The organism is Nonomuraea sp. IBHARD001 (assembly GCF_056106265.1).
This window is the reverse complement of the sequence record NZ_JBWBBW010000002.1, coordinates 3,078,826-3,105,359: the sequence shown is the minus strand read 5'-3', so window position 1 is coordinate 3,105,359 and position 26,534 is coordinate 3,078,826. Positions and strand designations below refer to the sequence as shown.

Sequence of the window (26,534 nt, the reverse complement as noted above, 5' to 3'; positions counted from 1 at the left end):
GCCGGTTCTCAGCGCGGTTCCAGCAGCCACGGCCTGACGGTCTCGCGCATGCCTTCGGCGAAGGTGCGGCCGAGGTCGGTCAGCGCGGGCGAGGCGGCCAGGGTGTCGGCGGCGGTCGCGGTCAGGCCGAGCCATCGGTCGAACTGGGCCGCCGCCAGCGCCGCCGCCTCGCCCTGGGCCGTCGCCCGCCGCACACGCCAGAAGTCGGTGACGGCGACGTGGGCGTAGACGCCTTGCAGGAGGCCTTCGAGCGGGCGCGGGTCGGTGCGCCAGGGCGCGTGGTAGAGCGTGGTGTCGCTGCGGTCGTGCAGGTCGAACAGGTCGAGTACGGCGCCGAGCTTGACGTGCTGGAACTCGTGCACGAGCAGCAGGGCGAGGGTGGCCGGGTCGTCGGGCAGGGCGACGGCGACGGCGCCGAACGCGTCGCGCGCGGTGGAGCTGACGTGCCCGCCGCCTTCGGGCCTGGCCAGCGGTGTGACGACGCTCAGCCCTCTGGCCAGGCCTGGCGCGTAGTCGGCGTGGTCGCGCCTGATGAGCTTCCAGGCCTGGGCGAACAGGTCCTGCCAGTGGGCCGCCTCGCGTTCGCCGAGACGCGGGGAGGCGCGCCATTGGTGGCAGTCCCGCCAGGGGTCGAGGTCCTCGATCGCGACCGCGATCCCGTCGCCGGTCAGGTGGCGTACGGGCTGCCAGCGCTCCTCGTCCTGGCCGAGGTCGACGGTCAGTCCGCCGGGGTCGTCGCCTGCCGCGAAGCCGCCCGCGTGGGTGGTCAGCGTGACGTGCTCGCCGTGCAGGCCCGCGATCGTGCCGAGCGTGGGCAGGTGCGCGCGTCCGTCGGTGACCGCGACGCGCACGCGGGCCCGCAGCCCGGCCCGGATCGCGGCCGAGGCGGCGAGCGCGGCCAGGCCCTGAGGGTCGCCCTCGCCCTCCAGACAGCCGATGGCCCACGCCCTGGCGTAGGGGTGGGCGAGCACGCGGGCCACGGCCGCCGGGTCGGCCGCCTCGGCGCGCAGCAGCAGGTTCCACGCGGGCGCGGTCTGCGGCGACGAGGCGTGCACGGCGGCGACGAGGGCCCGCATGAGGCTGTGCTGACCGGCCGCGAGATGACCGATCGCGCCCGCTCCCCCGTAGCCCGCCGCCAGGCTGAACATGTCCTGGGCGGGCAGGCCGTGCGCCTGCGCGGGCGGCGGCAGCGCGGCCTGGACGTGGGTGACCAGGGCCAGCAGGTCGGCGCAGTACACCGAGGGGTTGGCGAAGTCCTTGGCACTGGAGTAGCGATGGGCGTAGAGGCCGCCGCCGCAGCTGGTGACGACCGGGCACCGCCTGCAGGTGTCGCACAGCCCGGCCAGGCCGAGCCTGCGGGCGCGCATGCCGGGATGGTCGTAGGCGGCGTCCAGGCTGTCGGCGTCGACGCCGGTGCCGGTGGCGGGCGCGCCGTCGTAGGCGGTCTTGAGCGAGTCGGCCTGCTCGTAGCCACCGTCGGTCTCGATCACCACCAGGTCGCTCGCCTCCAGCCCGAGCGACTCGGTACGGCTGGAGCCGCCCCTGGCCATGCTGATGAGGGAGTCGAAGACGCGTACCTCGATCGGCCTGCCGTCCCGCAGCCAGCGGTCGTAGATCGCGATGAGCCAGGCGCCGTGCTCGCCCGGCTCGCCCTGGGGCGGGTTGTCCCAGGTGGCGTGCGGCAGCAGGAAGTCCACACGCGGCGGGCGCAGGGCCAGCAGCGCCTCGTACACGGCGATGGGGTCGTTGGCGATGTCGATCGTGCACAGCAGGCCCGCGTACAGGCCCGGGTAGTGGTCGCGCAGCAGTCTGATGCCGGCCGTGGCGCGGTCGTAGCTGCTGCGGCCGTCGGCGTAGCGCCTGTGCCTGTCGTTGGCGCTCCTGTCGCCGTCGAGCGAGATTCCGACCTTGACGCCCTCGGCGGCGAACAGCTCGCAGAACTCCTCGTCGAGCAGCACGCCGTTGGTGTGGATGGCCAGGTCCAGCGCGCAGGAGGCGGGAAGGGCCGATCGCAGGGCCTTCGCCGCGCGGGCCAGGCGCGCCCGGCCGGCCAGGAGGGGTTCGCCGCCGTGCAGGACGACGCGGATCTCGCGCAGGTCGTGCGCGAGCGCGTGCTCGGCGAGACGACCGGCGACGCTGGCGATCGTCTCGTCGGACATCACCTTCGGGCGTGCGCGCCAGCTCTGGTCGGCGTGCTCGTAGACGTAGCAGTGGTCACAGGCGAGATCGCATCTGCTGGCGACCTTGAGCACGAACTGCCTGAACGGCACGTGGCGCTCACCTCTGGGGGGAATGCGGTTGTGAACCGCGCTGTCAGATCGAGGAGTTGAACGCGGCGACGGGAACGGCGCCGGTTTCGATCGCCCCGTGCAGGACGCGGCCGAGCAATGCGCTCTCCGCGGCCGAACGCGTGAGTGGCACGGTGCGAAGGTCGGTGACGTCGGAGACGAAATCGTGGTCGTTGGCGTACATGCTTCTACCAATCCGTAGCGGGATGACAGTTATTGACAAATCGACCCTTCCGGAAATTCACCCCCTCTCCCCAAAAAGCATCGCATAGCGCTTGAAGGAGGAAAAGGAGCAGAAAGGAGACAACCGGCGGACCTTTGCCGGGTTTCGAGCCTTCGCTGCCGGGCAGTCGCCGCAACCAAAGAGACATGACCCCGGAGGCACACCATGACAGCCGAGACCCTGATCTGGGTGGCCCTCGTCGTGGTCGCACTGGTGGCGATCGCAGCGGTCGGCTACGTCGTGATGCAGCAGCGGCGACGGAGCGGCCTGCGTGAGCGGTTCGGCCCCGAGTACGACCGCACGATCACCGAGAGCGACGACAGAAGCGCGGCCGAGCAGGAGCTGCTGGCCCGCGAGCGACGCGTCAACGACCTCGACATCCGCCCGCTCGACGCGAGCGCCCGCACGACCTACGTCCAGCGATGGAGCGAGGTGCAGGAACGCTTCGTCGACGCGCCCGGATTCGCGGTGACCGAGGCCGACCAGCTCGTCAGCGCCGTCATGGCCGAGCGCGGCTACCCGACCGAGGACTTCGGCCAGCGCCTGTCCGACCTGTCGGTGCGCCACGGCGCCACGCTCGACCACTACCGCAAGGCCCACGACATCAGTACGAGGGCGGCGCGCAAGGAGGCCTCGACCGAGGAGCTTCGCCAGGCGATGGTGCACTACCGCGCCCTGTTCCAGGAGCTGCTCGACGAGAGCCCCGTACCAGGCCACGAGACCCCCAGCAGCGACCCCGGAAGACGGTGACCCCCATGGAAGAGCGCCCCTACGAGCGCAGAGCGCACGACGAGTCCCAGGACCTCGACCTGCCCCCGGCGCACGAGGACCGGCTGGTGTCCGACGGCACCCACGAGGTGGACATCGACCACACCCGCATCGACCACACCCGCGACGACCGGCCCCTGGCCGACGCCGAGCCCGACCCGGAGCACAGGGAGCCCTTGCACCAGATCGACCGCGAGGACGACCTCGACCCCTTCGACCCGCCGGAGCGCGTCGTCGAGACGGTCTCGGAGGAGCGCCTGCCGACCCAGCCGACCCCGGCCGCCGAGCGCGCGCCGCTGTTCGACCAGGACCCCGACCAGGTGCGTACCCGCTGGCGTGAGGTGCAGGCCGCTTTCGTCGACGACCCCCGTGAGGCCGTCGAGCGCGCCGACGTGCTGCTCGACGAGATCGTCGCCGCGGTGACCGAAAGGCTCACCGCGCGCACCGGCGAGCTGCGCGAGCGCTGGAAGAACTCCAGCGCGAGCGACACCGAGCAGCTCAGGCTCGCCCTGCACGACTACAGGGACGTCGTGGACCGGCTGCTGACCCTGTCGGGGAAGGAGAGCAGCTGACATGCTCGCCATCGTCGCCGCGATCGTCTTCGGACTCGGCCTGTTACTCGACCTGCTCGACGCCCGCCTCGGCGGGTCGATCGGCGCCACCACGTTCATGCTGCTCGGCCTGACGCTGCTCGCGCTGCACCAGGCCGGGATCGGCACCGCGAGCGTCGGCAGCTACCGGGGCCGCTGGCGCGGTCGCAGCAGGCGCTGACGCACCTCAGACCACGAGGGCGGACCCCTTCCAGGCACGGGGGTCCGCCCTCCTTCCCTGTCCCCGGGCGTGGGTCAGGGGCTCCACTCCCCCTTGGCCGCGAACTCGAACTCGGCCCTCGGCCTGCTCAGCGCGCCCAGCGCGACGATCTCCCGCCGGAACAGCAGCGCCAGCGTCCAGTCGACCAGCACCCTGACCTTCCGGTTGAGCGTCGGCACCCGCGACAGGTGGTAGCTGCGGTGCACGAACCACGCCAGCGGCCCCCGCATCCGCACCCCGTAGATCTGCGCCACCCCCTTGTGCAGCCCCAGACTCGCCACCGACCCCGCATAGGCGTGCCGGTACGGCGTGCGCGGCCGTCCGCGCAGCCCGGCGAGCACATTGTCGGCCAGGACCTTCGCCTGCCGTACGGCGTGCTGGGCGTTGGGCGCGCAGAACTCGCCCGGTCTGGTGAGGTCGGGCACGGCGGCGCAGTCCCCGGCGGTGTAGACGGCGTCGTGGCCTTCGACGAGGAGTTCGGCGCTCGTCCTGATCCGGCCCTTGGCGTCCAGCGGCAGGTCGCCTTCGGCCACGACCGGATGCGGGCGCACTCCCGCCGTCCACACCAGGGTGGCGGCGTCGAGCTCGGTGCCGTCGTCGAGCGCGATCCGGCCCTTCTCGGCCGAGGCCAGCCTGGTCCGCAGGCGTACGTCGATGCCCCGGGCACGCAGCTGGCGCAGGGTCCACACGCCCATCTCCGGGCCGACCTCGGGCAGGATGCGGTCGGAGGCCTCGACGAGCAGCCAGCGCATGTCGCCGGGCTCGACGCCCGGGTAGGAGGCGCAGGCGTCGTGCGCCATGTCCTGCAGCTCGGCCAGGGCCTCGACCCCGGCGAAACCGGCCCCGACGAAGACGAACGTGAGCGCCTCACGCCTGATCGCCTCGTCGTCGGTCGAGACCGCGAGGTCCAGCTGGGCCAGGACGTGGTTGCGCAGGTGGATGGCCTCTTCGAGGGTCTTGAAGCCGATGCCGCACTCGGCCAGCCCCGGCACCGGCAGCGTGCGCGAGACCGATCCGGCCGCGACGACGAGCACGTCGTAGCCGAGCTCGCGGTCCGGCCCCCGGTGCGGGCGCCAGCCGATCGTGCGCGCCGCGGTGTCGACGCGCGTGACCCAGCCGGTCAGCACTCTGCAGCGGCGTAACACCCGGCGCAGCGGCACGACGACATGGCGGGGTTCGAGGTTGCCCGCGGCGGCCTCGGGCAGGAACGGCTGGTAGGTCATGTAGGAGTCGGGGTCGATGACCGTGATGTGCGCCTCGCCTCGGCGCAGACGGCGTTGCAGGCGCAGGGCGGTGTAGAGGCCGACGTACCCGCCGCCGATGACGACGATCCGGGAGGGCGAAACAGTCATGCGAAGCTTCTACCCGGATCGCCGTATTTGCAGTGCTATGCCGCTTGAATGGCGAAACGCATGGTGACGGTACTGCCGGCCGTACCGGTGGCGAAGGCGATGTCGGTGGTGAGCAGTCTGGCCACCCACAGGCCCATGCCGCTGGTGGCGTGCGGGCTCGGCCGCACACCGCCCGGCGGGCCCTGGGGCGACCAGCGACCGCCGTCGTGCACCTGGACGACCAGTCCGAAGTCGTCGCACCACACCCTCAGCACGGCCTTGCCCTCGGTGCCGTGGGTGACGGCGTTGGTGGCGACCTCGTTGACCGCCACCACCAGGTTCTCCAGTGGCTCCCCGCCCATGCCCGCCGCACGGCCGTGCGCTCCCGCGAAGTCGCGCACGGCCTGCAGGTCGGGCAGGGTGAAGGACACTTCGCCCACGTCACAGCCGTCGGGAGGCGAGGGAAAGGGATCGGCGGCCGCGCCCTTCGCCGGACTTGGCTCGTCGCTCACCATGCCTCCACCTCCCCGGCAGCGCCTGATCTCACGCGCCTCGGCCGGCTCCGCCCATCCGGTGCTGCGTCTCACGTGTCACCGATCAGCGATCCGCCACCAGACCGGCCCTGAGCTGCTCCAGCACCTTACGCAGGATGCGGGAGACGTGCATCTGTGAGATGCCGAACTCGGCGGCGATCTCGGCCTGTGTCATGTTGCCGAAGAACCGTAGCAGCAGAATGTTCTTCTCCCGCGGCGGCAGCGCGTCGATCAGCGGCTTGACCGCCTCCCTGTCGACCAGCATGCCGAGGGAGTCGTCGCTCTCGGGAATGACGTCGCCGAGCGAGGCGGAGTCGTCGGCCGTGCCGAGCGGGGCGTCGAGCGAGAGCGTGCTGTAGGCGGCCGAGGCGTCCAGCGTGAGCAGGACCTCCTCCTCGGAGATCTTCATCTTGACCGCGAGTTCCGCCACCGTGGGCGAGCGGCCGAGCACCTGGCTGAGATCGGCGAGCAGGCGGTTGAGCTCGGAGCGGCGTTCCTGGTAGAGGCGCGGGACCCTGATCGCCCAGGTCCTGTCCCTGAAGTGCCGCTTGACCTCGCCGGTCATCGTCACGACGGCATAGCCCCTGAAGGCGTGGCCGAGGTCGGGGTCGAAGCCGTTGACCGCCTTCATCAGGCCGACGTACGCGGCCTGCAGCAGGTCCTCCAGCGGCTCGCCTCGGTAGCGGTAGCGGCGGGCGATCTCCATCGCCAGCGACTTGTGCATCTCCACGATGCGCTCGCGCAGGAGTTCTCTGCGATATTCGGGGGTGTCCTCGCACACCATGTCCGCGAGAAGTTCTTCCGCGGTCATGTCGTCGAGGTGCCTGATCTGCTCCTGGACCGTCATCTTGCTGCTCCCGGCTATGGGATTCACAGCCGCTCCGTCTGCCGGGCAAGCAAAAAGCCCAGACAGAAGTCGCGACTCGTCGCGAAGCCCTCTGCTGGACCTCGTCGCCAGTATGGCATGAAATCCGGGAGTATGCCAGGGGTGCCGTGGACAGTATGGTGGCCCATGTCGAAAGGAGCGACTGTGACGGTGCCTGGCAACGGAGAAGGGTCACCCACCCTGATCCTGGCCACCTCTAGCGTTGACGGGATCGCCGTCGTCGACGTGGACGGTGTTCTCGACGCCACGACCCGCGACCAGTTCGCCGACCACCTCGCCCAGTGCCAGGCGGCGCACGGCCCCGACCTGATCCTCGATCTGGCCGGTGTGACGTTCATGGACTCGCGCGCGCTCGGGCTGATCGTGCACCACTGGCAGTCCAGCCTCGGCGGCGGCGGGCGCTTCGCCCTCGTCGGCGTGCAGTACTCCAAGTCGAAGGTGATGTGGATCACCGGCCTGGCCGAGCGGCTGCCGCTCTACGACACCGTCGAGCAGGCCGTACGGGCCATCGGTTAGGCCCATGAATTAAGCACTGCTGGTCAGGCGCTGCTCTTCTGGTGCTCGTCGACCAGGAGTTTGGCCAGGTCGGCCACCTTGACCTGGTGGTGCTGGGAGATCCTGCGCAGTTCCTCGAAGGCGGCCTCGGCGGTGCAGCCGCTGGTCTTCATGATGATGCCCTTGGCCTGGTCGATGATGGCGCGGCCGGCCATGGCCTCCTGCATCTGGGCGGCGCCCGTGCGCACCTCCTCGAAGTCCCACAGATTGGTCATCGCCACCGACACCTGTTCGGCCAGCATCTCGGCCAGCGGGCTGGCCTGCTGGGCGTTGAAGGCGCGGGGGCGCACGGAGTACAGGCCGACGACCAGCAGGACGGGGTCGAGCTCGATCGGCATGACCAGAACCGAGCGCACCGCCCAGCGTGCGGCCAGTCCCGCGTAGCCGGGCCATCGGCGCTCGCGCAGCAGGTCGGTCACGACGACCCGGTGCCCGCCGCGCCTGGCCTCGATCGAGGGCCCCTCGCCCAGCGCGCGTTCGCCGTCGGCCAGCATGATGAGCTCGCTGTGGGAGCCGGATACCAGCACCCTGTCCTCGCGCCACAGCTCGGCCGAGCCGCCCGAGCAGCCGCGCAGGCCGCCCGCCAGTGTGGTGGTCAGGCCGCGCAGCACGCTCTCGGCCGAGGTGTCCTCGCCGACCCTGCCGAGAGCGGCCAGGTCGCGTGCCAGCGCCGGTGTGATCATTCGCATGGTGTCCATCGCACTGACCCCCTTCCCTGGATGGCAAGGCTAATCCCTCGTGGCGTAGCGTCTGCCGGGAGCGGTCGACCTGCTCGTCCGTTCGGATAATCTTTGATCTTTCGCATTGTGGCCGTGAAGGATGCCCTTTTGACTCTTCCCGCCATGGAGCAGGCGGTCGGCGAGCTCGCCGAGCGCATCTCGTCCCTGCACCGAGCCGGTTCCGCCTATCCCGACGAGGTCGCCTCCACGCTGCAGGCCGCCCTGGCCGAGCTGGACACCGCCCTCGACCTGCTGGCCGCGGCCCAGGCCGAGATGCGCCGGGGGTCCAAGCGCACGGGCGGCCGTGACAGCGCCTCCCAGCGCGAGCTGAAGCTGCTGCGCCAGGTCTTCCGGGTCTTCCCCGTGCCTGTCGCCGTGCTCGACGGCGGCGGCGTGGTGCGCCGGATCAACGCCGAGACCTCGCGCCTGCTCGGCAGTCCCGACGGGTTCCTGGTCGGCAGGGCCTTCCCGCTGCTGGTCGACGTCTCGCGCCGGGCCGCCTTCCGCTCGCATCTGACCGCCGTGCTGCGCACCGGCTCGACGGCCGCGTTCGAGACCAGGCTGGCCCACCAGGGCAAGGTGCACACGGTGCAGCTGGCGCTGTCCAGGCTCACCCTGCCGGGCGAGCCCCAGCAGATGGTCGCCGCCGTGGCGCTGCCCACCGAGGTACGCCTGCCCGAGCAGGGCGCGGCCGCGGCCGGGCCGTCCGACGGCATGCTGCTCATGGCCTCGGCCAGGCGGCAGGAGCTGCTCGCGGCCATGACCAGGCTGCTGCTCGACGACGAGAGCCTGCGCAGGCCGGTCGCCGCCGTGCGCGCGGCCAGGCTGCTCGCGGCCGAGTTCGCCGACTGGGTGGTGGTCGACGTGACCGAGCCGGGCGCCCCGGCCAGGCGCGCGGTCGTGCTCGGCCCCAAGGAGCAGGTGGCCGACTCGCTCGTGCCCGTGGTCGAGCGGGCCGACCCGCTGCGGGCGCTCGCGGTGACCCAGGTGCTCACCCAGGGCACGGGCGCGGTGCACGAGATGGTCGAGGACGAGACGCTGCTGGGCACCACGCCGCAGGGCCCGCTGCTGACCGCCATGGGCGCCGGATCGCTGCTGTGCGTGCCGATCGGCGGTCAGGGCGAGGGGCACGGCGGCGGGCGCGAGGACGCGATCGGCGGCGTGCTCACCCTGATCCGCTCGCACGAGCGCCCGCCGTTCACCCTGGCCGATCTGGGGCTGATGGAGGAGATCGGGGCGCATCTGGGGCTGGCGATGCGCGCCCAGCGCGCCTTCCAGCACCGCAGCAGGGCGGCCGAGGCGCTGAGCACCACCGTGGTGCCGCGCACGCTTCCCGACGTGCCCGGGTTCGAGGCCGCGGCGATCTACCATCCGGGCGCGTCGGTCGGGGCCGAGTTCTACGACGTCTTCCCCATCGGCGACGGCTGGGGCTTCGCCCTGGGCGGCGCGGTCGGCAAGGGCGAGGAGGCCGCGTCGGTCACGGCCATGGTCAGGGGCGGCCTGCGCGTGCTGAGCGTGTGGGAGGAGGATCCGGCCGAGGCCATGCACAAGGTCAACGACGCCCTCACCAAGCAGGGCACCGGCCTGTTCGTCATGGCCGCGTGTGCCTTCGTCCGAGGGCGCACCGTACGCCTGGTCTCGGCCGGTCACCACCCTGCCGCTCTGCTACGCGCCGACGGCGGCGTGCGTTTCGCCGAGGGCGGCGGCCTCCCGCTCGGCCTGACCGCCGATGCCGAGACGGCCGTGGAGGACCTGACGCTGAGCAAGGGCCAGACGCTGGTGCTCTACTCCGAGGGCCTGGTCTCCTCGCGCGACGCCTCCGGCGCGGCCTACGGCGACGAACGGCTGCTCGACGTGCTGACCAGGTGCGCCGGTCAGTCGCCCGCCGCGGTCGTCAAGGCCGTCGAGGAGGACCGGCACGCCTTCTCCGAAGGCCGGGTCTGGGACGAGGTCGTGGTGCTGGCGCTCAGGGCGACGTGAGGCCCGGAGGTTTGACCGTTGCTCGACGATCGACTGGGCCCGGGTTTGCTTCTGGCGGGGATCAGGGTATGTTCGTTCTAGATTCGTCGTGCCTAAGACGCAGGCACACCTGAACGACCCCGGGCCGAGCGCCCAAAAGTCCGAGGTGTGCCATGAACATCGCGATCGTCGCTTCCGATGCCGTCTACGCCGACCACCAGCGCGCCCACCTCATCGCCGCAGCCCGTGAGCTCGGCCGTGAGCACCGCGTCACCATCTACAGCCGCAGGACCGACGCCACCCAGCGTGCCCGTGTCCGCCTGCACCAGGGCGTCACGGTCGAGCAGCTCGACGCGGGCCCCGTGCGGACCCTGACGGCCGAGGAGCTCATGCCGTACCTGTCGCAGGTGGGTGAAGGGCTGATGCGGCGCTGGGACAAGGACAGGCCGGACGTCATCCACGCGCACTCCTGGACCGGCGGGCTGGCCGCCATCGCCGGGGCCAGCGGGCTCGACGTGCCGGTCACGCAGACCTTCCACGAGTTCGGCTCGCCGCGTCAGGCCAAGCAGCTGGAGCTGGAGCGTGCGATCGGCCGCCGGGCCGACGCGGTCATCGCGGGGTCGGGCGGTGAGGAGTCGGAACTGATCAGGCTGGGCGTGCCGCGCCGCAACATCGCGGTCGTGCCGCAGGGCGTCGACGTGGAGAAGTTCCGCCGCCAGGGCATCACGGCGCCGCGCGCCTCGCACCCCAGGCTGCTGCACATCGGCAGTCTCGGCCCGGCGGACGGCGCGCCGACCATGATCAGGGCGCTCGCCGGCATCCCCGACGCCGAGCTCGTCCTGGTGGGCGGTCCCGGCGCCGAGGAGCTCGACGACGACCGCGAGGTACGCAGGCTGCGCAACCTGGCCGTGCAGAACGGCGTGGCCGACCGGCTCAGCATCCTCGGCCGGGTGCCGCACTCCTCGGTGCCCAAGCTGATCCGAGGCTCCGACGTGGTGGTCTCGCTGCCGCGTGAGACCTCGGCGGGCACGGTCGCCCTTGAGGCCATGGCGTGCGGCGTGCCGGTCATCGCCTCGGCCGTCGGCGCGCACCTCGACTCGGTCGTCGACGGGGTGACCGGCCTGCTGGTGCCGCCGGACCGTCCCGCGCGCACCGCCCGCGTCATCCGCGAGCTGCTGGCCGACCCGACCCGCCGCTCGGCCATCGGTTTCGCCGGCGCCGACCGCGCCAGGTCGAGGTACTCCTGGGAGCGCATCAGCCAGGAGCTGGTCCGCGTCTACGAGGACGCCCTGGCGCTCGCCCGCTGACCCCACCTCCTCCGCCTGCCGTACCCCACCCCACCCCGGGGTACGGCAGGCGGCATTTTTTTGCCTCCGGTCTTTGTCTCCGGTCTTTTGCCTCCGGATCGCATATCTGTTAGATATATCTATCAGATACCAGCGTTTTCCTCCGGACGGAGCACTGTCATGAGCCTGCCCTCCTTAGCCGAAGCCGCCCCGCCCGTCTCCCGCATCCGGGCCTGGATCGGCTTCACCGTCTTCGCCGCCGTCGCGATCGGCGGCGGCTGGCTCTTCGTCGCACTCGACCGGGCGGGCGGCGAGCTCACCGGCGCCGGCCAGACCACCTCGACGAGCGGGAGCACACCCGGCCAGGGACTGTGGATCCTCGCCCCCGCCCTGTGCGCCGTCCTGCTGCGCTTCGTGCTCAAGGACGGCGCGGGACCGCTCGGGATGACCGTGCGCCTCGCCGGGCGCGGCCGGTGGTTCGCCTTCGCCCTCCTGACGCCCGTCCTGGCCACGGCGCTGGCCGTGCTGGCCACCGTGGCCTTCGGCACCGGCACCTTCTCCCTGTCCCCCGCACCCGGTCGCGCGCCCCTGCTGGAGGCGGTCGCCACCACGATCGGCTTCCTGCTGGTGAAGAACGTGCTGGAGGAGCTCGCCTTCAGGGGGTACGGCACCCGCACCGCCATGGCGCTCGGCCTGCGCGGGGTCGCGCCGCACCTGCTCGTCGGCATGGTGTGGGGGCTGTGGCACCTGCCGCTCTACGCCGTGTGGATGTCGCCCGCCGACCTGGCGACCACGACCTCGCTGCCCTGGTCGCTGTTCGTCGTGTCCGTGCTGGCCGGGACGGCGGCCCTGTCGGTGCTGTACGGCGAGCTGCGGGTGCTGACCGGGTCGATCTGGCCGGGTGTCGTCCTGCACACCGCGGGCAACGCCCTGACCACTCCCCTGCTGCTCAACGGCCATCTCGTCTTCGACGGGAGCGGAGACCTGCTGACCAGCGTGGCGCCCGGCTCGCTGCTCTCGCTGCTGCTGTTCGCCTCGACCGGGATGTGGCTCATGCGCCACCGTCTCCGTACCCGCTGAGCTCCCGCCTGGCCCGCTGGCCGCCCGCGAGGTCGCCCGACGCCTCGAACACGCCGATCGCCTCCTCGCAAGCGGCCCGCGCCCGGCCGTGCTCGCCGTCGCGGGCGTGGGCGCGGGCCAGGGCGAGCAGCGTGAGGCCCTGCGAGGCGCGGTCGTCGGCCGAGCGGAAATGTGCCAGCGCCTGCCCGAAGTGCTCGGCCGCCTCCCCGTGCCGCCCGAGAGCGCCGAGGTCGTGCCCGATCTCGGCCAGGCACATCGCCAGCCCGAGCTGCGTCTGGGTGGCCCCGATGCCGTGCCCCGGATCGAGGTAGGCCTGCGCCGTACGGCGATGCAGGTCGAGGGCGTCGGCCGGGCGGCCGTTCTCGCGCAGGACCTCGCCGAGCTTGCGCGCCGCCACCGTGTGCCCGACGACGTCGCCCAGCGACAGCAGCAGGCCGGATGAGGCGGCGAAGCGCTCGGCGGCACGTTCCCTGTGCCCGGCGGCCTCGCCCTGCGGCGTGCGCGACAGGGCCAGGTGCGCCGCCCCCGCGTAGTTCAGCGCCCACGCCTGCTCACGCTCGTCGCCCGCCGCCTTGGCCAGCAGCAGCGCCCTGGCCGAGAGCTCCAGCGCCTCCTCGTGCCGCCCGAGGCAGTACGACATCGTCCAGGCCAGGTAGTCCAGGTGCACCGCCTCCTCGCGCACGCGGCCGAGCGCCCTGGCCGACGCCGACGACAGGCCGAACAGCTCCTCCCACTGCGGCCAGTGCCTGCGCAGGTCGGAGAACCAGTGCATGGCCTCGGCGACCTCCACGACCCTGGCGTGCTCGCCCGCGCGCGCCGCCGCCGCGACCGCGGCCGACCAGTTGGCCGCCTCCTCGTCGAGCCAGTCCCTGGCCCGCTCCCGCGATCCCGGCTCGCCGTCCGGGTCGCCGTCGCGCTCGAACCACAGGCCCGCCGTCGCGGCCGTGCGCAGCAGCCAGTCGTTCATGCGATCGGCGGCCTGCCGTACCTCGTCCTGGTCGTCGGCGCGCAGCCGGCCACGGGCGAACAGCCTGATCAGGTCGTGGAAGCGGTAGCGGCCCGGGCGGCCCGCCTGGTGCAGCAGCCCCAGGTCGACCAGCTCCTCCAAGGCGGCGGCGGCCCGCGCGGGGCCGATCCCGACGAGCACGGCGGCCAGCGCGGGGCCGAAGTCCGGGCCGGGCACCAGCGACAACCGGCTGAACAGCAGCCTGGCGCCCGGCGCGAGCTGGTCGTGCGACAGGGCGAAAACGGCGGCCACCCGCAGATCGCCCGCCTCCAGGGCGTCGAGGCGGCTCTCACCGTCGGCCAGCCTGCCGACCAGGTGCCCGACCGTCCACTCCGGCCTGCTCGCCAGCCTGTTGCCCGCGATGCGCAGGGCGAGCGGCAGGTGCCCGCACAGCCTCGCCACCTGCGACGCGGCCTCGGGCTCGCCCGACACGCGGCTCCCGCCGACGATACGGCCCAGCAGGTCGCGGGCGTCATCGGGCGGCAGCGTGCCCAGGGCCACGCGGTGCACGTCCTCGAGCCCGGCCAGCGCCCGCCTGCTCGTCACCAGCACCAGGCAGCCCGCGCCCGGCAGCAGGGGACGCACCTGCGCCTCGTCGGCCGCGTTGTCCAGGACGACCAGCATGCGCCTGCCCCTGGACAGCGTCCGGTACAGCCCGCCGCGCTCCTGCTCGCCCGCCGGGATCGCGCCCTCGTCCACGCCCATCGCCCGCAGCAGCCTGCTCAGCGCCTCGGCCGGGGTCGGCGGCGTACGGTCCATGCCCCTCAGGTCGAGGAAGTGCCCGCCGCCGGGGAACAGCCGCGCCAACTCCTCCATCGCCCGTACGGCCAGCGCGCTCTTGCCGACCCCGGCCAGGCCCCACACGACGGCCACCACCGAGCCGCCACCCGCCGCGAGGGCGGCCAGGGCGCGCAGGCCGTCCAGTTCGGCGTCCCTGCCGGTGAAGTCGCCCACCGCCCTCGGGGGCACGCAGGCCGCCGAGCCGTACGGGCGGGCGTGCTTTCCGGCCTTGGCCGCCGCCAGCAGGGCGCGGTGCTGTTCGGGTGTGAGGTCGAGCACATCGGCGACGGCCTCGACCGATCGGCGGCGCGGGCCCCTGCTGTGCCCGCGTTCCATGTCGCCGATCGCGCGCACGCTCACGGTGGAGGCCTCGGCCAGTTCCTCGATGGTCAGACCTGCGGCCGACCGGTGGGCGCGTAACAGTGCGCCGAAGGTGGATCCCTGTTCGGGGGCGGGGATCGCCTGCATCGTTTCCTCTCGCCGTGGCTCTGGTGCGGGAATCCGCCTGTCAAGCTGCCTGCCGCTCCGCCTGGTCGGGCGGCGGCGGCCCCGTGTTGCCTTGTCTGCGCAGATGCCATCAGTTCTGAGCCACCCAGGAGTGAACGCAGTGCGAATTCGCCTGTTTCCGTTAGTCCCGGTCGCGGTCGCGGCCCTTGTCCTCTGCGCGGCCTCGACCTCTCCGGCGCTGGCCGCCGCACCCGCCGGACGCCATTGCGTGGTCCGTGCGGACAGTACGAAGATGGACTGTTTCGACACGTTCGCCAACGCCGTCTCGGCCGCCACCGACGGCCGGGTCGCCGATGCCGCCGCTCCCGCGAGCGACGCCTTCGCCGCCGCCGTGCAGAAGGCGGGGCCGCCCGCCACGGTGCTGGTGTCGGGCACGGGCAGGCCCGCGTCGGGCTACCGGCCTGACGCCACGGTCAAGCAGGGGAAGGCCTCTGCCTCGGACCCGCTGCGCGCTCCCTCGATCGCCGCGTCGGCCGGGTCGGGCAGCACCGTGCTCGCCGTCGCCTGGGTCGACGCGTACTTCGCCGGGGCCTCGCTGACCTTCGTCGGCAGCTCGGGCTGCAGCGAGAGCCGCAGCTTCTCCTTCCCCTGGCTCGGCGACCACGGCTGGAACGACTCCATCAGCTCCTACAAGACCTACAACGGCTGCGGCGCCTCCTGGTACCGCGACGCCCGCTACGCCGACTACTACGCCACCCAGTACCACGGCGAGATCGGGTGGATCGGCGACGCCATGAACGACCAGGCCAGCTCGGTCAAGTTCGACGGCATCGCCTCGGCCGAGCAGATGCTCAAGGACTGCGGCACGGCCACCGACCGATGCGACTTCGCGCCCAAGGGGCGGCTGTCGCACTGGACCGCGCAGCAGGAGAAGATCGGCTTCGGCGCCAACTGCTCCACGACCGAGCAGACCATCACGACCGGCATCCGCAAGATGACCGGCGGCTCCAACTCCCTCTCGGTCTCGGCCGAGGCCGGATTCCGGTTCGGCAAGATCTTCTCGCTCAGCGTCGAGGCGGCCTACGGCCACACCTGGACCTGGTCGGACACGCTCATCGACCAGGTGGACCTCAAGGTCCCGGCCAACCACCTGGCCTGGGTCGACCGCGCCGCCGCCATGGTCACCGGCCAGGGCGACTGGACGCTGCACTACCCCTCGGCCAAGTGGGGGCACTACAACTGGTACCTCTACGACTTCTGGGGCTCCGGCCCCAACCAGGCGCTGGCCAAGACCGGCTACACCTTCCACGACAAGCAGATGACCGCGGCCGAGCGTGCCTCCTCCGGCTGCGGCGGCAACCCCTCGGGCAACGGCTCCCCGATCGAGTCGGCCGGCTACCGGGGCATGTGCATGGACATCCCCGGCGCCAGCAGCTACAACGGCCAGAGCGTGCAGCTGTGGGAGTGCAACGGCACCGCGGCGCAGAAGTGGGCCAGGACCGACGCCCAGATCACCGCCATGGGCAGGTGCCTCGACATCAGGGACAGAGGCACCGGCAACGGCAGCGCGCTGCAGCTGTGGGACTGCACGGGAGGCGCCAACCAGCAGTGGCAGAAGTCCGGCTCGATGCTGCGCAACCCGGCTTCCGGCCGCTGTGTCGACATCACCGGCAACAACCCCTACTCGGGCAACAAGCTGCAGATCTGGGACTGCCACAACAGCGTCAACCAGACCTGGCGCGTCGCCTTCTGACCGTCTCGCGCCCGGCGCGGCCGGGTGCGGTCAGCACGCGGTCAGCCGCCGGTAGGCGCCCTCTCGCATGCTCCGTCCATGGACATCACCCAGATAGCGGGCAGTGAGCACGACTTCCAACTCGTCCGCCACCTCACCCTCGAAGGCTCCCAGCACGAGATCGGCGCCGCCCTCGCGACCGAGGCGGCCCGGCTCGGCTGGGAGCCCGTCCCCGTCGACCCCACGATCGGCGCCGCCAGGCGCGACTGGTTCCGCGCCCACTGGCCCCAGCACCTGTCCCGTACGGCAGGCGCCGCGCAGGCGCTCGGCCTCGACCCCGAACGCGACGACCTGGCCTTCGACACGATCTCGGTCCTGCCGCAGGCCTGCTCGGCGTTGTGGATCCCGCCGTCGGCGGCCACCGACGGGCACGGCCGCATCGCCCGTAACTACGACTTCTTCACCTCGACCACCAGCGAGATCATCGGCGGCGCCTCCCAGCCCGGCGAACTGCCGATGGCCGCCAGGCCGCATCTCATCACCACACGTCCCGACGAGGGTCTGGCCAGCACCTCGCTCAGCATGGCCGACTTCGACGGCGCCATGGACGGCATCAACGAGGCCGGGCTGGCCGTCGTCCTGCTCATCGCCGACTTCGCCACCGCCTCGCCGCCCGGCCACACCTCGCCCCAGGTCGGCCTGAACACCGTGCAGCTGCCCAGGTTCCTGCTCGACACCTGCCGCACCGCCGCCGAGGCCAAGCGCGCGCTGCTCGGCGCCAAGCACTACGACCACGGGCTGCCGCTGCACTACCTGGTGGCCGACGCCCACGGCCAGGCGTTCGTGTGGGAGCGGGGCAGGGACGGCGCCGAGCACATCATCGACGTCGGCGACGGCGCCCTGTGCGTCACCAACCACCTGCTGCACCTGCACCCCGACCCCAAGTCCCTGCCCGAGGACGACGAGCACACCCTCGGCACCTACGGCCGCCTGCGCAGCCTGCACGAACGCAGCAAGGACGCCGTCATGTCCCCGGCCGACCTGCGCGACACCCTCTTCCACGTCCGCCCGGCCGAGGACCCGGCCCTCCCCTTCCGCACCCTGTGGTCCAGCATCGCCGACACCACGACCCGCACCCTGTCCACGTCCTACTACCTGGGCGACGGAAAGCCGTACTCGCCGGAGACTTCGTTCGGGCCACTGGGTTAGTCCTGGCCTGCCAGGTTGATGCCTACGGTTACCTCGTCGAGTTCGGGGATGCTCATGGTGGTGCCGACGTAGCCGTTGCGCCATTGGACGGGGGTGGCGTCCTCGAAGCCGAGGCGGGTGTTGACGCGGGCGTGGTCGACGCCGGAGGCGTAGCGGGCGTAGATCACCTTGCGCAGGGCGAGTTCGGAGGTGACGAGTTCGAACTTCTGCAGGGCCAGGTCGATCTCGGTGGCGATGCCGCCCTGCCATCCGGCGTCCACCTCGACCATGTCGCGCCCCGCCGAGAGGTGCAGGGTGTTGCGCGCCCAGTCGATCTTGACGAACAGCTCGGCGTGGCAGGCGCCGGAGTCGTCGAGGCCGTAGATGGAGATCTCCTCGATCCAGCGGTTGTCGATGCCGTCGAGCAGGCGGCGTACGTGGTCCCTGTCGGTGGTGCTGCGCAGCAGGACGCGCTCGATCTGCAGCTTGATGAGCTCGGTGCGTGCGTAGGTCTTGGTGTAGGTCGCGGTCCTCGCTATGGCCATGCCTTGTCCCTGGGGGTGTGAGGAGGAGGGAGGTCAGGTCAGGTAGTCGTGCGCCGTGTCCGCCGTCATGGACTTGACCAGGACGACGATGTCCTCGAAGGAGTGCGCGCCGTCGTCGCCCTGGATCCGGCCGCGTGCGACCAGGGCCCTGGTCAGGTCGTGCAGGCCGTGCCGGTACAACGCGGTGAGCAGGGCCGAGTCGTCGAGGCGGCGGCGTGCGGCTCCCCAGAAGGAGATCGGCTGGTCGGGGAAGCGCTCGACCAGCTCACCGGCCTGCCGTTCGGTGAGCCAGGGGAAGAGCGTGTGGACCGCGGCGGCGCGTTCGGCCGGTCGCATGCGCCAGCTGAAGATGCGCATGCGGCCGGTGCGTCGCAGGGGGGCGTACAGGCGGGTGAAGTCGTTGCCGGTGAGGATGATCGGGACCCGGCGCACCTGCCTGCCCTCCACCCTGGTGGGGTAGTCGGCCAGGTGCATGAGCTCGGTGATGAGGTTCTGGGTGTTGACGGTGTACTGGGTCAGCTCGCCCCAGCTGCCGATCGCGGCGTCGGCGTCGTTGAGCAGCACCACGGCCGGAGTTCCGGTCTCGGCATAGGCTCCGGCCTCTTTGTATGCCTCGCGAATACGGGCCGACGGGCCGCCCGCGTCGGGGCTTTCCAGTTCGCCGCCCGACAGCAGGACGGCGTGAATTCCCGAGGCCTGCAGAATACGCTCCACCTGGTACGTCTTGCCTTCGCCCGGCGGCCCCTGGATACCGAGGAGCAGGGCGGTTCCCGGCCGCGCGTCCGGGCCGAAATTGGCGATCAGATGAAGCCCGACGACGTCGGAGAATCGCTGGGCGATGGAGTCGTTCACGTCTCCGAGGCCTTTCTGCGCCGTTCCTTCTCCCGCAGGACGTCGGTCGGCAGGGCGAGGACCTCGGCCCGCAGGTCCGGCTTGCCGGGAGCATCGGCGTCGGGCGGGAGCAGGTCGCCCGCAGCGGGCTTGGCCGGCGCCTCCGCGCCCGCCAGCGCCTCTTCGGGGGTCAGCGGGAGGCCCAGCTCACGGCGGCGTGCGGTCACACTGGCGACGAGTGCGTCCAGCGCCTCCTGCTCGGAGGGAAGCGTCTTGCGCAGCAGTCCGCCGGGGCGTATGACCAGCCGGTCGTCCTGCCAGGCCAGGCTTTTGTCCTTCTCGACGACGGCGTCGAGCTCTCTGACGGCCAGGCCCATGGCCTCGGTGTGCTCCAGTTCAGGACTCGCCCTGACTTCGCTTTCGAGAAGTGTGACGAGTTCTGCACGGTTTCGTTCGGTTTGTCGTTTGGTGATCAGTCCAATGATGTAGTGGGAGAGGACATTCGTCACCACGCCCAGAACTAGCGCTTCGATCACATCCGACCTCGCATTCCGCATCCGTGAAGCAGTCGTGAAGCAGTCGTGAAGCATCTGTGGAACATTCGTGAAGCGTCCGTGGAGCGATCCCGTACAAGGGCCACCGAAAGAGACGCCACTCCCGTCACGATGGTTCACACCATTTCCGGATCCGGCCAACAAAGGCCAACAAAGAAGGCCCCGCGCATACGAGCGCCGCCCGGACTCTCGGCAGGAGAGGTCCGGGCGGCGCGGGGCCGGGCGGAGCGGTCACACCCGGAGGAAGGTCAAGCGTGCTCGGAACAGGCTTGACCGAGGCAGGACGTCACCCCATGTGCGGGTAACGATGGTCGGTCGGCGGGACGAAGGTCTCCTTGATCGTGCGGGCGTTGACCCAGCGGATCAGGTTGAAGATCGAGCCTGCCTTGTCGTTGGTGCCGGAAGCGCGGGCTCCGCCGAAGGGCTGCTGGCCGACGACCGCGCCCGTGGGCTTGTCGTTGACATAGAAGTTGCCCGCCGCGAAACGCAGCCGCTCGGTCGCCGAGGCGACGGCATAGCGGTCCTGGGCGATGATCGAGCCGGTCAGCGCGTAGGGCGAGACGCCTTCCATCTGGTCCAGGACGCTGTCGTAGGAGGCGTCGTCGTAGACGTGCACGCCGAGGATCGGGCCGAAGTACTCCTTGACGAAGATCTCGTCGGTCGGGTCGGCGGACTCCAGGATGGTCGGCCGGACGAAGTAGCCGACGCTGTCGTCGTAGGAGCCGGTCAGCACGTTGATGTTCGACGCGGCGCCCGCCCGGTCGATGGCCGCCTTGTGCTTGGCGAACGCCCTGGCGTCGATGACGGCGCCCATGAACGTCGACAGGTCGGCCGCCACGTCGCCCACGGTCAGCGACTCGGCCGTGCCGATCAGGTCGTCCTTGATCTTCGTCCAGATCGAGCGCGGGATGTAGGCGCGCGAGGCCGCCGAGCACTTCTGGCCCTGGTACTCGAACGCGCCCCTGATCAGCGCGGTCGTCAGCACCGCGGGGTCGGCCGAAGGATGGGCCAGGACGAAGTCCTTGCCGCCGGTCTCGCCGACCAGGCGCGGATAGGCGTGGTACCCGGCGATGTTGGCGCCGACCGTGCCCCACAGGTGCTGGAAGGTCGCCGTCGAACCGGTGAAGTGGATGCCCGCGAGCGCCGGGTGCGTCATCGCGACGTCCGACACCGCCTGGCCGTTGCCGGTCACCAGGTTGATGACGCCAGGCGGCAGGCCCGCGGCCTCCAGCAGGCGCATCGTGTGGTGTGCGGCCAGCTGCTGGGTCGGCGACGGCTTCCACACCACGACATTGCCCATGAGCGCGGCCGACGTCGGCAGGTTGCCCGCGATGGCGGTGAAGTTGAACGGCGTGATCGCCAGGACGAAGCCCTCGAGCGGCCGGTACTCCATCCGGTTCCACACACCGGGCGAGGAGATCGGCTGGTCGGCGTAGAGCTGACGGGCGTAGGCGACGTTGAAGCGCAGGAAGTCGATGAGCTCGCAGGCCGCGTCGATCTCCGCCTGCTGGGCCGACTTCGACTGGCCGAGCACGGTGGCGGCGTTGAGCGTGGCCCGCCACGGGCCCGCCAGCAGGTCGGCCGCCTTGATGAAGATCGCGGCACGCTCGTCGAACGACAGGGCGCGCCAGGCGGGAGCCGCCCGCAGCGCGGCGTCGACGGCGTCCTGCACGTCCTTGGCCGTAGCGTCGTTGGTACGGCCAAGGACGGAGGCGTGGTTGTGCGGCTGCACGACGTCGATCGCCGCTCCGCCGCCCAGGCGCTGCTCGCCGTCGATGGTCATGGTGAACTCGGTGGCGGAGCCGCCCAGCTCCTTGATCCGGTCCTCCAGCGCCGAGCGCTCGGCGCTGCCCGGCGCGTAGCCGAGCACCGACTCGTTGACGGGCGCGGGAACGTTGCTGACGGCATCCATTTACTTACCCCCAAGGGAACGCAGGAAGAAGGCGACATTGGCCGGTCGCTCGGCCAGGCGGCGCATGAAGTAGCCGTACCAGTCGTCGCCGTAGGGCACGTACACGCGGACCGTGTGCCCGGCCCCTGCCAGGGCCTCCTGCTTGTCGGTCCTGATGCCGTAGAGCATCTGGTATTCGTAGTCGCCCTGCGCGCGGCCGAAACGGTCGGCGAGCAGTTCGGTGATCGAGATCAACCGGTCGTCGTGCGTTGCCACCATGGGGTATCCCTTCCCCGCCATGAGGATGCGCAGGCATCGCACGTATGCCTTGTCGACGGCCGCCTTGTCCTGGTGCGCGACCGAGGCGGGCTCGCGGTAGGCGCCCTTGACCAGGCGTACCCTCGATCCTTCGACGGCCAGGTCGCGGCAGTCGGCCTCGCTGCGGAACAGGTAGGACTGGATGGCGACGCCGGTGCCGGGGAAGTCCTCGCGCAGGGCGCGCAGGATGCCGAGCGTGGAGTCGACCGTGGTGTGGTCCTCCATGTCGAGCGTCAGCGTCGAGCCGATCTCCTTGGCCGCGGCGGCGATCTCGCGGGCGTGGTCGAGCGCCATCGCGTCGCCGAGTTCCTGGCCGACGGCCGACAGCTTGACCGAGACCTCGGCCTTGGCGCCGAGCCGGAGCGGGCCGAGCGCGTCGAGCAGGGTGATGTAGGCCTTGGCGGTCTCGGCGGCGGCTCCGGCGTCGCGGACCTCCTCGCCGAGATGGTCGATGGTGACCGTGAGGCCGCTGCCGCTGAGCCGCTGGACCGCGCCGCGCGCGTCGAGCGCCGTCTCACCTGCGACGAAACGCTCCACGACCGACCGTGTGAGCGGGAAGCCGGACACCGCGCGCCGCACCAGCGAGCTGCGCGATCCGGCGAGAAGAAGTTGACCGAGCATGAGTCCAGCCTAAAACCCCAGTTCAGGACGTACCCATCGACGTCCGTAACGCGGGATGTGGCAGGCTGTCAGACAAATGCTCAACACTGCGGATCTACAGGAAACGGTCGACGAGATCGCCCGTGTGCTCGGGGTTTCGGCCACCCTTGAGGATCGTTCGTTCCAGCTGCTCGCGTACGGCGCGCAGCACGGCGACATCGACACCGTGCGCCAGGAGTCCATCCTGCGCAGACGCGCCACCCAGGAGGTGCGCGACTACTTCGAGCGCTTCGGCATCGCCCGCGCCGCAGCGCCCGTCCGCATCCCCGCCGACGCCGCGCTGCCCGTGCTCGCCAGGGTGTGCGTGCCGCTGCGCCATCGCGAGGTGACCTACGGCTATCTGTGGCTGCTGGACTCCGGGGCGCTCACCGACACCGCGCTGGAGCGGGTGGCGCCCCAGGTGGCCAGGGTCGCCGCCGTACTCGCCCAGGACGCGCGCACCCGCCAGGACCTCGGCAGGGGTCTCGGCGCACTGCTGTCGGCCGACCCCGAGGAACGCGCGTCGGCCGCGATCGACATCCGCGGGCCCGTGACGGCCGTCGCGGTGCGCGAGACGCCCGACCGGGTGGCCGCCCTGTGGACGCTGCCGCGCGGCGTGCTGGCCCGCGCGGGCTCGCCGGTGACGGTGCTGGCCCCCGCCCACCTGGCCGAGGAGGTGGCCCGCAACCTCCAGGCCGTGTACGGCACGGCCGCCGGAATGGGCCAGGCGCGCCACGACCCGGGCGAGGCGTGGCACAGCTGGCGCGAGGCCCGCAACGCGCTGCGGGTCGCCGAGCACTTCCCGCGCTTCGCGCCGATCGCCCGCTGGGCCGATCTCGGCGTGCACCGGCTGCTGGCCAGGCTCGGCCAGGCCGATCTGCGCGAACTGGCCGATGAGGCGCACGGCATCGACGCCGAACTCGCCGTGACGGTGGAGACCTACCTCGACTTCGGCGGGCACGCGCAGAAGGTGGCCGCCGAGCTCGGCATCCACCGCCAGACGCTCTACTACCGCCTGGGCAAGGCCGAGCGCGTCACCGGCAGGGACCTGGCCGACGGCGACGACCGCCTGGCCCTGCACCTGGCGCTGAAGGCAGCCAGACTGCTGCCCTGAACGCCCCTCACAGCCTCGGCAGCGCTCACGACCTGGGCAGGGCGAAGACGCGCACCCAGTCGACGTACATCGACACCGCGGCGGGCGTGCTGCGGTCGCGGCACGGCGACCACTGGTTGCACACGACGTCGTTCTGCAGCGCCAGGTGCATGCGATGCCCCTGGGGCACCTTGTCGCCGGTGTAGTCCCACACCCGCACGCCGTCCAGCCAGAACGTCAGCCTGCCCGGCACCCAGTCGACGGCGACGGTGTGCCACCGGGTGAAGTCGGCCTTCATCTGGCGCTGGGCCTGGGCGCCGCCCTTGTGCACGTAGATGCCGCCGCTCTGGCGGGACGGGTCGATGATCTCGGCGAAGTCGACCTCGGAGTAGCCGGAGCCCGAGCCCTGCCGATCCGGCCAGAGCAGGACGACCGGCGCGTATCCGGCGCCGCGCTCGCCTCTGAACCTGACCTCCCAGCGGCCGTACTCCTGCGCCAGATGGGTGGCGATGCCGCCGGACAGGTCGCGGCCGCCGTAGAAGCCGCCGGTGAGCCTGAGCATGCCGCCCGACACACTGCTCGCGCTCGACGTGCGCGGGTTCACCGAGGCCTGGGGCGAGTGGTAGACCGACCACAGCCGGGTGTCGACCGCGCCCCCGCCGAACGTCTCGACCAGGACGGGACGGCCCCAGCCCGAGCCCGCGTGCGCGCCGTGCGGGACGGCGAGCGCGATCAGGAGTAAAGCCGCCGCCACGATCGAGCCACGAATCGCCATGCCTGTCATCGAACCAGAGATTTCACTTCCGTAACAGCGCTATCGCGATTCGGCCTCTTCGGCGCGCGATCGGCGCGGGGTGGGATCATGCCCGCATGAGTGATGCGGTACGGGCGGCGCTGCAGCGGCTGGCCGAGACGGGCGTGCTCGCCCCCGACCAGGTCGACCCGGTGGAGCAGGCCGTACGGCAGGCGCTCGCCACGCGCACGGCCAAGGTGGGCTGGACCGAGATCGTGGCCTATGTGGGCGGCGCCCTGGTGCTGGCGGGCGCGGCCACCTTCGTCGGGGCCTCGTGGGACGAGTTGGCCAGAGGCGTCAAGATCGGCGTCCTGGCGGTGATCGCGGTGCTGCTGGTCGGCGTGGCCGCGGCGCTCGGGCGCAGTGCGCTGCTCGCCGCCGAGCGCTCCGCCGTACGGGTGCGGGTGGCGGCGACGCTGGCCGCGCTGGGGTCGGGCACGGCGGCGCTGTGCGCGGGCGTGATCGCCGAGCAGTACGAGACGCTGGCCTCCGGCGTGACCGGGCTGGTGATCGCGGGAGTCGCCTACGCGCTGCTGCCGACGGCGATCGGGCTGGTGGCGGCGGGCGTGCTGACCGCGGTGAGCGTCGGCGGGCTGATGGAGCTGCTGGACCGCGACGGCGGGCTCGGCTGGACCTGGGGCTTCGTCGGGGCGGGCCTGGTGTACGTGGCGCTGGCGCTGACCGGGACGCTGCGCGGGCAGCGGGCGCTCGGGCTGGCGATCGGCGCGGCGTTCGCCCTGTTCGGGGCGCAGTGGCCGATGTTCGGCGACCAGCACGTGTGGGGCTACACCCTGACGGCGGTCATCGCGGTCGGGTGCCTGGTGCTGTACCAGGCCGAACGGACGTGGGTGCTGATCGTGGCCGGGGTGATCGGGCTGACGCTGGCCGTGCCGGAGGCGGTGTGGGACTGGACGGACGGCGCCGTCGGCGGGGCGCTGATCCTGGTCGTGGCCGGTGTCGTCCTGCTCGCCGCGGGCGGCCTCGGCGTGCTCCTGCTGCGCCGGGCCCAGCCCAAGGGGTAGCGGCGACGTGGCGTCACCTCGCCTCGGGCCCGAACCTGCGTCTGTGGGCCGACGGGGTGATGCCGGTCGCGCGACGCATCAGCATGCGCAGATTGGCGGCGGTGCCGAGCACGGCACGGCGGCGGGGCACCTCGACGTCGGGGCGGTCGGGCACGATCAGGGTGTCCGCCTCGTCGGCCGCCTCCAGCCCGCCGACCCCGGTGAGGGTAGAAGAGTCCGTCACGCATCAGCGTGCGGGGCTCGGGCGGGCAGAGCCTGAAGTCGTAGAGGTCACGACCGAGCTCCGGCCTGCGCAGACCGAAGATCTCGCTCGCACAGCCGAGCTCGAAGGGGTTGGAGTTCGCGTCAACGACTACGACGTCCGCGTCGCCAAGGTCGAGGGCGAGTATCTCTGGCACGTCCACGACGACACCGACGAGTTCTTCCTCGTCCTGGACGGGGAGTTGCGCATCTCCTTGCGCGAGCCCGCCGGTGAGCGCACGGTCGTGCTCGCGAAGGGCGCGGTCTTCACCGTCCCCCGTGGCACCGAGCACAAGCCCTGCGCTCCGTCCGGCGCCTCCATCCTGCTGTTCGAGCCCACCGGGACGCCGACCGTGGGCGACCGCCACGACGAGATCCCGGACCACGTGGACGCGACGACCGGGCACGCACTCACCATCTGAGCCGCGCGGCGGCGGCTCGGTCGCCCGGGCCGTCGCGTTCGGTCAGGTGGGAGGCGACGCGGGCCCGGTGTCCGGCGTCCTTGTGGCCGTCGTACTTGAACTTGCCGCGTACGTGCTCGATCGTCAGGCGCAGGCCGCGCAGGCCCGACAGCAGTCTCGGCATCCGCGCGGGGTCGCCGAGCTCCGGGTCGAGCTCGGCCGTCTGGGCGCGCAGCACGTCCAGCTTGGCCGCCTCCGCCAGGAGGATCTCGGCATGACAGGTGAGCTGGACGGCCGAGTAGTACGTCGTCGGCACGCCGAGCGCCGGGTCGGACCCGGGCTCGGCACGCCAGCCGCCGGGGATGTAGGCCCAAGGCCCGGCGACCGCCAGCAGCACCTTGGGGTTCTCCTCGATCGCCGCCCACACGGGATTGGGCCTGGCCAGGTGCAGCAGCACGGTCGAGTCGTCGGCGAGCAGGAACTGCGTCGGCACGACGACGGGCACGTCACGACCCCGGCCCGAGGCGATGAGATGGCCGAAGGCATGACTCCTGACATAGGCCAGCGCGGCCTCGTCAGGCGCCTCGTCCCAGGGGTGGATCAGCATCACGCCAGG

General features: G+C 71.5%; 27 protein-coding genes. 12 read left to right on the top strand and 15 right to left on the bottom strand.

Annotated elements, in window-relative coordinates; all coding sequences use genetic code 11:
• Positions 1 to 8: 8 nt before the first annotated feature.
• Both ACTWNK_RS16300 and ACTWNK_RS16295 read right to left on the bottom strand, forming a co-directional pair.
• Positions 9 to 2,270 carry an FxsB family cyclophane-forming radical SAM/SPASM peptide maturase gene (locus ACTWNK_RS16300; RefSeq protein ID WP_474304816.1) on the bottom strand — a complete coding sequence of 754 codons (2,262 nt, stop codon included), beginning with the start codon at positions 2,268 to 2,270 and terminating at the stop codon, positions 9 to 11.
• 43 nt (positions 2,271 to 2,313) lie between these two features.
• Complete coding sequence (locus ACTWNK_RS16295; RefSeq protein ID WP_474304815.1) at positions 2,314 to 2,472, bottom strand: hypothetical protein; 159 nt, start codon at positions 2,470 to 2,472, stop codon at positions 2,314 to 2,316.
• Positions 2,473 to 2,676: 204 nt separating this feature from the next.
• On the opposite strand from ACTWNK_RS16295, the gene ACTWNK_RS16290 reads away from it, so the two are divergent.
• Genes ACTWNK_RS16290 through ACTWNK_RS16280 form a run of 3 tightly spaced genes read left to right on the top strand, consistent with a single transcriptional unit; the run spans position 2,677 to position 4,050 of the window.
• Entirely contained in the window at positions 2,677 to 3,261 is a 585-nt protein-coding gene (locus tag ACTWNK_RS16290; RefSeq protein ID WP_474304814.1) for a hypothetical protein, read from the top strand.
• Between the two features lie 5 nt (positions 3,262 to 3,266).
• Complete coding sequence (locus tag ACTWNK_RS16285; protein ID WP_474304813.1) at positions 3,267 to 3,851, top strand: hypothetical protein; 585 nt, start codon at positions 3,267 to 3,269, stop codon at positions 3,849 to 3,851.
• A 1-nt stretch (position 3,852) separates the two neighbouring features.
• A complete protein-coding gene (locus ACTWNK_RS16280; RefSeq protein ID WP_474304812.1) occupies positions 3,853 to 4,050 on the top strand; it encodes a hypothetical protein in 198 nt (65 codons plus the stop codon).
• A 74-nt stretch (positions 4,051 to 4,124) separates the two neighbouring features.
• Here ACTWNK_RS16280 and ACTWNK_RS16275 read toward each other — a convergent pair whose 3' ends face one another.
• From ACTWNK_RS16275 to ACTWNK_RS16265, 3 genes are all read right to left on the bottom strand, one after another.
• The gene (locus ACTWNK_RS16275) at positions 4,125 to 5,441 is read right to left on the bottom strand and encodes an NAD(P)/FAD-dependent oxidoreductase (protein WP_474304811.1); all 1,317 of its coding nucleotides are present in this window, start codon (positions 5,439 to 5,441) and stop codon (positions 4,125 to 4,127) included.
• Between the two features lie 35 nt (positions 5,442 to 5,476).
• Entirely contained in the window at positions 5,477 to 5,935 is a 459-nt protein-coding gene (locus ACTWNK_RS16270) for an ATP-binding protein (RefSeq protein ID WP_474304810.1), read from the bottom strand.
• Positions 5,936 to 6,017: 82 nt separating this feature from the next.
• The gene (locus ACTWNK_RS16265) at positions 6,018 to 6,800 is read right to left on the bottom strand and encodes a SigB/SigF/SigG family RNA polymerase sigma factor (protein WP_474304809.1); all 783 of its coding nucleotides are present in this window, start codon (positions 6,798 to 6,800) and stop codon (positions 6,018 to 6,020) included.
• Positions 6,801 to 6,989: 189 nt separating this feature from the next.
• On the opposite strand from ACTWNK_RS16265, the gene ACTWNK_RS16260 reads away from it, so the two are divergent.
• The gene (locus tag ACTWNK_RS16260; RefSeq protein WP_474304807.1) at positions 6,990 to 7,355 is read left to right on the top strand and encodes an STAS domain-containing protein; all 366 of its coding nucleotides are present in this window, start codon (positions 6,990 to 6,992) and stop codon (positions 7,353 to 7,355) included.
• A gap of 23 nt (positions 7,356 to 7,378) precedes the next feature.
• On the opposite strand, the gene ACTWNK_RS16255 is transcribed toward ACTWNK_RS16260, so the two are convergent.
• On the bottom strand, positions 7,379 to 8,092 hold the full coding sequence (locus ACTWNK_RS16255) for a GAF and ANTAR domain-containing protein (RefSeq protein ID WP_474304806.1): 714 nt from the start codon (positions 8,090 to 8,092) through the stop codon (positions 7,379 to 7,381).
• A 129-nt stretch (positions 8,093 to 8,221) separates the two neighbouring features.
• On the opposite strand from ACTWNK_RS16255, the gene ACTWNK_RS16250 reads away from it, so the two are divergent.
• From ACTWNK_RS16250 to ACTWNK_RS16240, 3 genes are all read left to right on the top strand, one after another.
• Positions 8,222 to 10,093: a SpoIIE family protein phosphatase gene (locus ACTWNK_RS16250; protein ID WP_474304805.1), complete on the top strand. Its 1,872-nt coding sequence runs from the start codon at positions 8,222 to 8,224 to the stop codon at positions 10,091 to 10,093.
• 152 nt (positions 10,094 to 10,245) lie between these two features.
• Entirely contained in the window at positions 10,246 to 11,379 is a 1,134-nt protein-coding gene (locus tag ACTWNK_RS16245) for a glycosyltransferase (RefSeq protein ID WP_474304804.1), read from the top strand.
• A 159-nt stretch (positions 11,380 to 11,538) separates the two neighbouring features.
• Positions 11,539 to 12,438, top strand: a complete 900-nt coding sequence (locus tag ACTWNK_RS16240) for a CPBP family glutamic-type intramembrane protease (RefSeq protein ID WP_474304803.1) — start codon at positions 11,539 to 11,541, stop codon at positions 12,436 to 12,438.
• On the opposite strand, the gene ACTWNK_RS16235 is transcribed toward ACTWNK_RS16240, so the two are convergent.
• A complete protein-coding gene (locus ACTWNK_RS16235) occupies positions 12,410 to 14,692 on the bottom strand; it encodes an ATP-binding protein (RefSeq protein WP_474304802.1) in 2,283 nt (760 codons plus the stop codon). The two genes, ACTWNK_RS16240 and ACTWNK_RS16235, sit on opposite strands and share 29 nt — an antisense overlap.
• A 271-nt stretch (positions 14,693 to 14,963) precedes the next feature.
• On the opposite strand from ACTWNK_RS16235, the gene ACTWNK_RS16230 reads away from it, so the two are divergent.
• Positions 14,964 to 16,424, top strand: coding sequence for a ricin-type beta-trefoil lectin domain protein (locus ACTWNK_RS16230; RefSeq protein ID WP_474304801.1), 1,461 nt, complete (start codon positions 14,964 to 14,966; stop codon positions 16,422 to 16,424).
• Between the two features lie 78 nt (positions 16,425 to 16,502).
• The gene (locus ACTWNK_RS16225; RefSeq protein WP_474304800.1) at positions 16,503 to 17,612 is read left to right on the top strand and encodes a C45 family autoproteolytic acyltransferase/hydolase; all 1,110 of its coding nucleotides are present in this window, start codon (positions 16,503 to 16,505) and stop codon (positions 17,610 to 17,612) included.
• Here ACTWNK_RS16225 and ACTWNK_RS16220 read toward each other — a convergent pair.
• The 5 genes from ACTWNK_RS16220 to ACTWNK_RS16200 all read right to left on the bottom strand — a co-directional run bounded on the left by ACTWNK_RS16220 (position 17,609) and on the right by ACTWNK_RS16200 (position 22,351).
• Positions 17,609 to 18,136, bottom strand: coding sequence for a hypothetical protein (locus ACTWNK_RS16220; RefSeq protein WP_474304799.1), 528 nt, complete (start codon positions 18,134 to 18,136; stop codon positions 17,609 to 17,611). The two genes, ACTWNK_RS16225 and ACTWNK_RS16220, sit on opposite strands and share 4 nt — an antisense overlap.
• Before the next feature lie 33 nt (positions 18,137 to 18,169).
• A complete protein-coding gene (locus ACTWNK_RS16215; protein WP_474304798.1) occupies positions 18,170 to 18,988 on the bottom strand; it encodes an AAA family ATPase in 819 nt (272 codons plus the stop codon).
• Positions 18,985 to 19,344, bottom strand: a complete 360-nt coding sequence (locus tag ACTWNK_RS16210; RefSeq protein WP_474304797.1) for a hypothetical protein — start codon at positions 19,342 to 19,344, stop codon at positions 18,985 to 18,987. The genes ACTWNK_RS16215 and ACTWNK_RS16210 overlap by 4 nt, the downstream gene beginning before the upstream one ends.
• 463 nt (positions 19,345 to 19,807) lie before the next feature.
• Positions 19,808 to 21,433, bottom strand: a complete 1,626-nt coding sequence (gene pruA, locus ACTWNK_RS16205) for an L-glutamate gamma-semialdehyde dehydrogenase (RefSeq protein ID WP_474304795.1) — start codon at positions 21,431 to 21,433, stop codon at positions 19,808 to 19,810.
• Entirely contained in the window at positions 21,434 to 22,351 is a 918-nt protein-coding gene (locus tag ACTWNK_RS16200) for a proline dehydrogenase family protein (RefSeq protein ID WP_474304794.1), read from the bottom strand.
• A 76-nt stretch (positions 22,352 to 22,427) separates the two neighbouring features.
• Here ACTWNK_RS16200 and ACTWNK_RS16195 point away from each other — a divergent pair, with 76 nt between their 5' ends.
• A complete protein-coding gene (locus ACTWNK_RS16195; protein WP_474304793.1) occupies positions 22,428 to 23,483 on the top strand; it encodes a PucR family transcriptional regulator in 1,056 nt (351 codons plus the stop codon).
• A gap of 25 nt (positions 23,484 to 23,508) precedes the next feature.
• On the opposite strand, the gene ACTWNK_RS16190 is transcribed toward ACTWNK_RS16195, so the two are convergent.
• Positions 23,509 to 24,237: a glycoside hydrolase family 16 protein gene (locus ACTWNK_RS16190; protein WP_474304791.1), complete on the bottom strand. Its 729-nt coding sequence runs from the start codon at positions 24,235 to 24,237 to the stop codon at positions 23,509 to 23,511.
• 95 nt (positions 24,238 to 24,332) lie between these two features.
• Here ACTWNK_RS16190 and ACTWNK_RS16185 point away from each other — a divergent pair, with 95 nt between their 5' ends.
• Positions 24,333 to 25,277 (top strand): DUF2157 domain-containing protein, encoded by a 945-nt coding sequence (locus ACTWNK_RS16185; protein ID WP_474304790.1) that lies wholly within the window; start codon positions 24,333 to 24,335, stop codon positions 25,275 to 25,277.
• 13 nt (positions 25,278 to 25,290) lie between these two features.
• Here ACTWNK_RS16185 and ACTWNK_RS16180 read toward each other — a convergent pair whose 3' ends face one another.
• Complete coding sequence (locus tag ACTWNK_RS16180; RefSeq protein ID WP_474304789.1) at positions 25,291 to 25,500, bottom strand: hypothetical protein; 210 nt, start codon at positions 25,498 to 25,500, stop codon at positions 25,291 to 25,293.
• Here ACTWNK_RS16180 and ACTWNK_RS16175 point away from each other — a divergent pair.
• Complete coding sequence (locus ACTWNK_RS16175) at positions 25,478 to 25,939, top strand: cupin domain-containing protein (RefSeq protein ID WP_474304788.1); 462 nt, start codon at positions 25,478 to 25,480, stop codon at positions 25,937 to 25,939. The genes ACTWNK_RS16180 and ACTWNK_RS16175 overlap by 23 nt on opposite strands.
• Here ACTWNK_RS16175 and ACTWNK_RS16170 read toward each other — a convergent pair.
• Positions 25,929 to 26,525 (bottom strand): FMN-binding negative transcriptional regulator, encoded by a 597-nt coding sequence (locus tag ACTWNK_RS16170; RefSeq protein ID WP_474304787.1) that lies wholly within the window; start codon positions 26,523 to 26,525, stop codon positions 25,929 to 25,931. The genes ACTWNK_RS16175 and ACTWNK_RS16170 overlap by 11 nt on opposite strands.
• Between the last annotated feature and the right edge of the window lie 9 nt (positions 26,526 to 26,534).

What these genes read in the sequence shown, in the direction of transcription:
- ACTWNK_RS16225 (WP_474304800.1), top strand. Translation starts at nt 16,503, where the DNA reads ATGGACATCACCCAGATAGCGGGCAGTGAGCACGACTTCCAACTCGTC.
- ACTWNK_RS16255 (WP_474304806.1), bottom strand. Translation starts at nt 8,092, where the DNA reads ATGGACACCATGCGAATGATCACACCGGCGCTGGCACGCGACCTGGCC.
- ACTWNK_RS16240 (WP_474304803.1), top strand. Translation starts at nt 11,539, where the DNA reads ATGAGCCTGCCCTCCTTAGCCGAAGCCGCCCCGCCCGTCTCCCGCATC.
- ACTWNK_RS16200 (WP_474304794.1), bottom strand. Translation starts at nt 22,351, where the DNA reads ATGCTCGGTCAACTTCTTCTCGCCGGATCGCGCAGCTCGCTGGTGCGG.
- ACTWNK_RS16235 (WP_474304802.1), bottom strand. Translation starts at nt 14,692, where the DNA reads ATGCAGGCGATCCCCGCCCCCGAACAGGGATCCACCTTCGGCGCACTG.
- ACTWNK_RS16290 (WP_474304814.1), top strand. Translation starts at nt 2,677, where the DNA reads ATGACAGCCGAGACCCTGATCTGGGTGGCCCTCGTCGTGGTCGCACTG.
- ACTWNK_RS16220 (WP_474304799.1), bottom strand. Translation starts at nt 18,136, where the DNA reads ATGGCCATAGCGAGGACCGCGACCTACACCAAGACCTACGCACGCACC.
- ACTWNK_RS16230 (WP_474304801.1), top strand. Translation starts at nt 14,964, where the DNA reads ATGGACTGTTTCGACACGTTCGCCAACGCCGTCTCGGCCGCCACCGAC.
- ACTWNK_RS16195 (WP_474304793.1), top strand. Translation starts at nt 22,428, where the DNA reads ATGCTCAACACTGCGGATCTACAGGAAACGGTCGACGAGATCGCCCGT.
- ACTWNK_RS16295 (WP_474304815.1), bottom strand. Translation starts at nt 2,472, where the DNA reads ATGTACGCCAACGACCACGATTTCGTCTCCGACGTCACCGACCTTCGC.
- pruA (WP_474304795.1), bottom strand. Translation starts at nt 21,433, where the DNA reads ATGGATGCCGTCAGCAACGTTCCCGCGCCCGTCAACGAGTCGGTGCTC.
- ACTWNK_RS16280 (WP_474304812.1), top strand. Translation starts at nt 3,853, where the DNA reads ATGCTCGCCATCGTCGCCGCGATCGTCTTCGGACTCGGCCTGTTACTC.
- ACTWNK_RS16285 (WP_474304813.1), top strand. Translation starts at nt 3,267, where the DNA reads ATGGAAGAGCGCCCCTACGAGCGCAGAGCGCACGACGAGTCCCAGGAC.
- ACTWNK_RS16275 (WP_474304811.1), bottom strand. Translation starts at nt 5,441, where the DNA reads ATGACTGTTTCGCCCTCCCGGATCGTCGTCATCGGCGGCGGGTACGTC.
- ACTWNK_RS16265 (WP_474304809.1), bottom strand. Translation starts at nt 6,800, where the DNA reads ATGACGGTCCAGGAGCAGATCAGGCACCTCGACGACATGACCGCGGAA.
- ACTWNK_RS16190 (WP_474304791.1), bottom strand. Translation starts at nt 24,237, where the DNA reads ATGGCGATTCGTGGCTCGATCGTGGCGGCGGCTTTACTCCTGATCGCG.
- ACTWNK_RS16270 (WP_474304810.1), bottom strand. Translation starts at nt 5,935, where the DNA reads ATGGTGAGCGACGAGCCAAGTCCGGCGAAGGGCGCGGCCGCCGATCCC.
- ACTWNK_RS16210 (WP_474304797.1), bottom strand. Translation starts at nt 19,344, where the DNA reads ATGGGCCTGGCCGTCAGAGAGCTCGACGCCGTCGTCGAGAAGGACAAA.
- ACTWNK_RS16185 (WP_474304790.1), top strand. Translation starts at nt 24,333, where the DNA reads ATGAGTGATGCGGTACGGGCGGCGCTGCAGCGGCTGGCCGAGACGGGC.
- ACTWNK_RS16170 (WP_474304787.1), bottom strand. Translation starts at nt 26,525, where the DNA reads ATGCTGATCCACCCCTGGGACGAGGCGCCTGACGAGGCCGCGCTGGCC.
- ACTWNK_RS16245 (WP_474304804.1), top strand. Translation starts at nt 10,246, where the DNA reads ATGAACATCGCGATCGTCGCTTCCGATGCCGTCTACGCCGACCACCAG.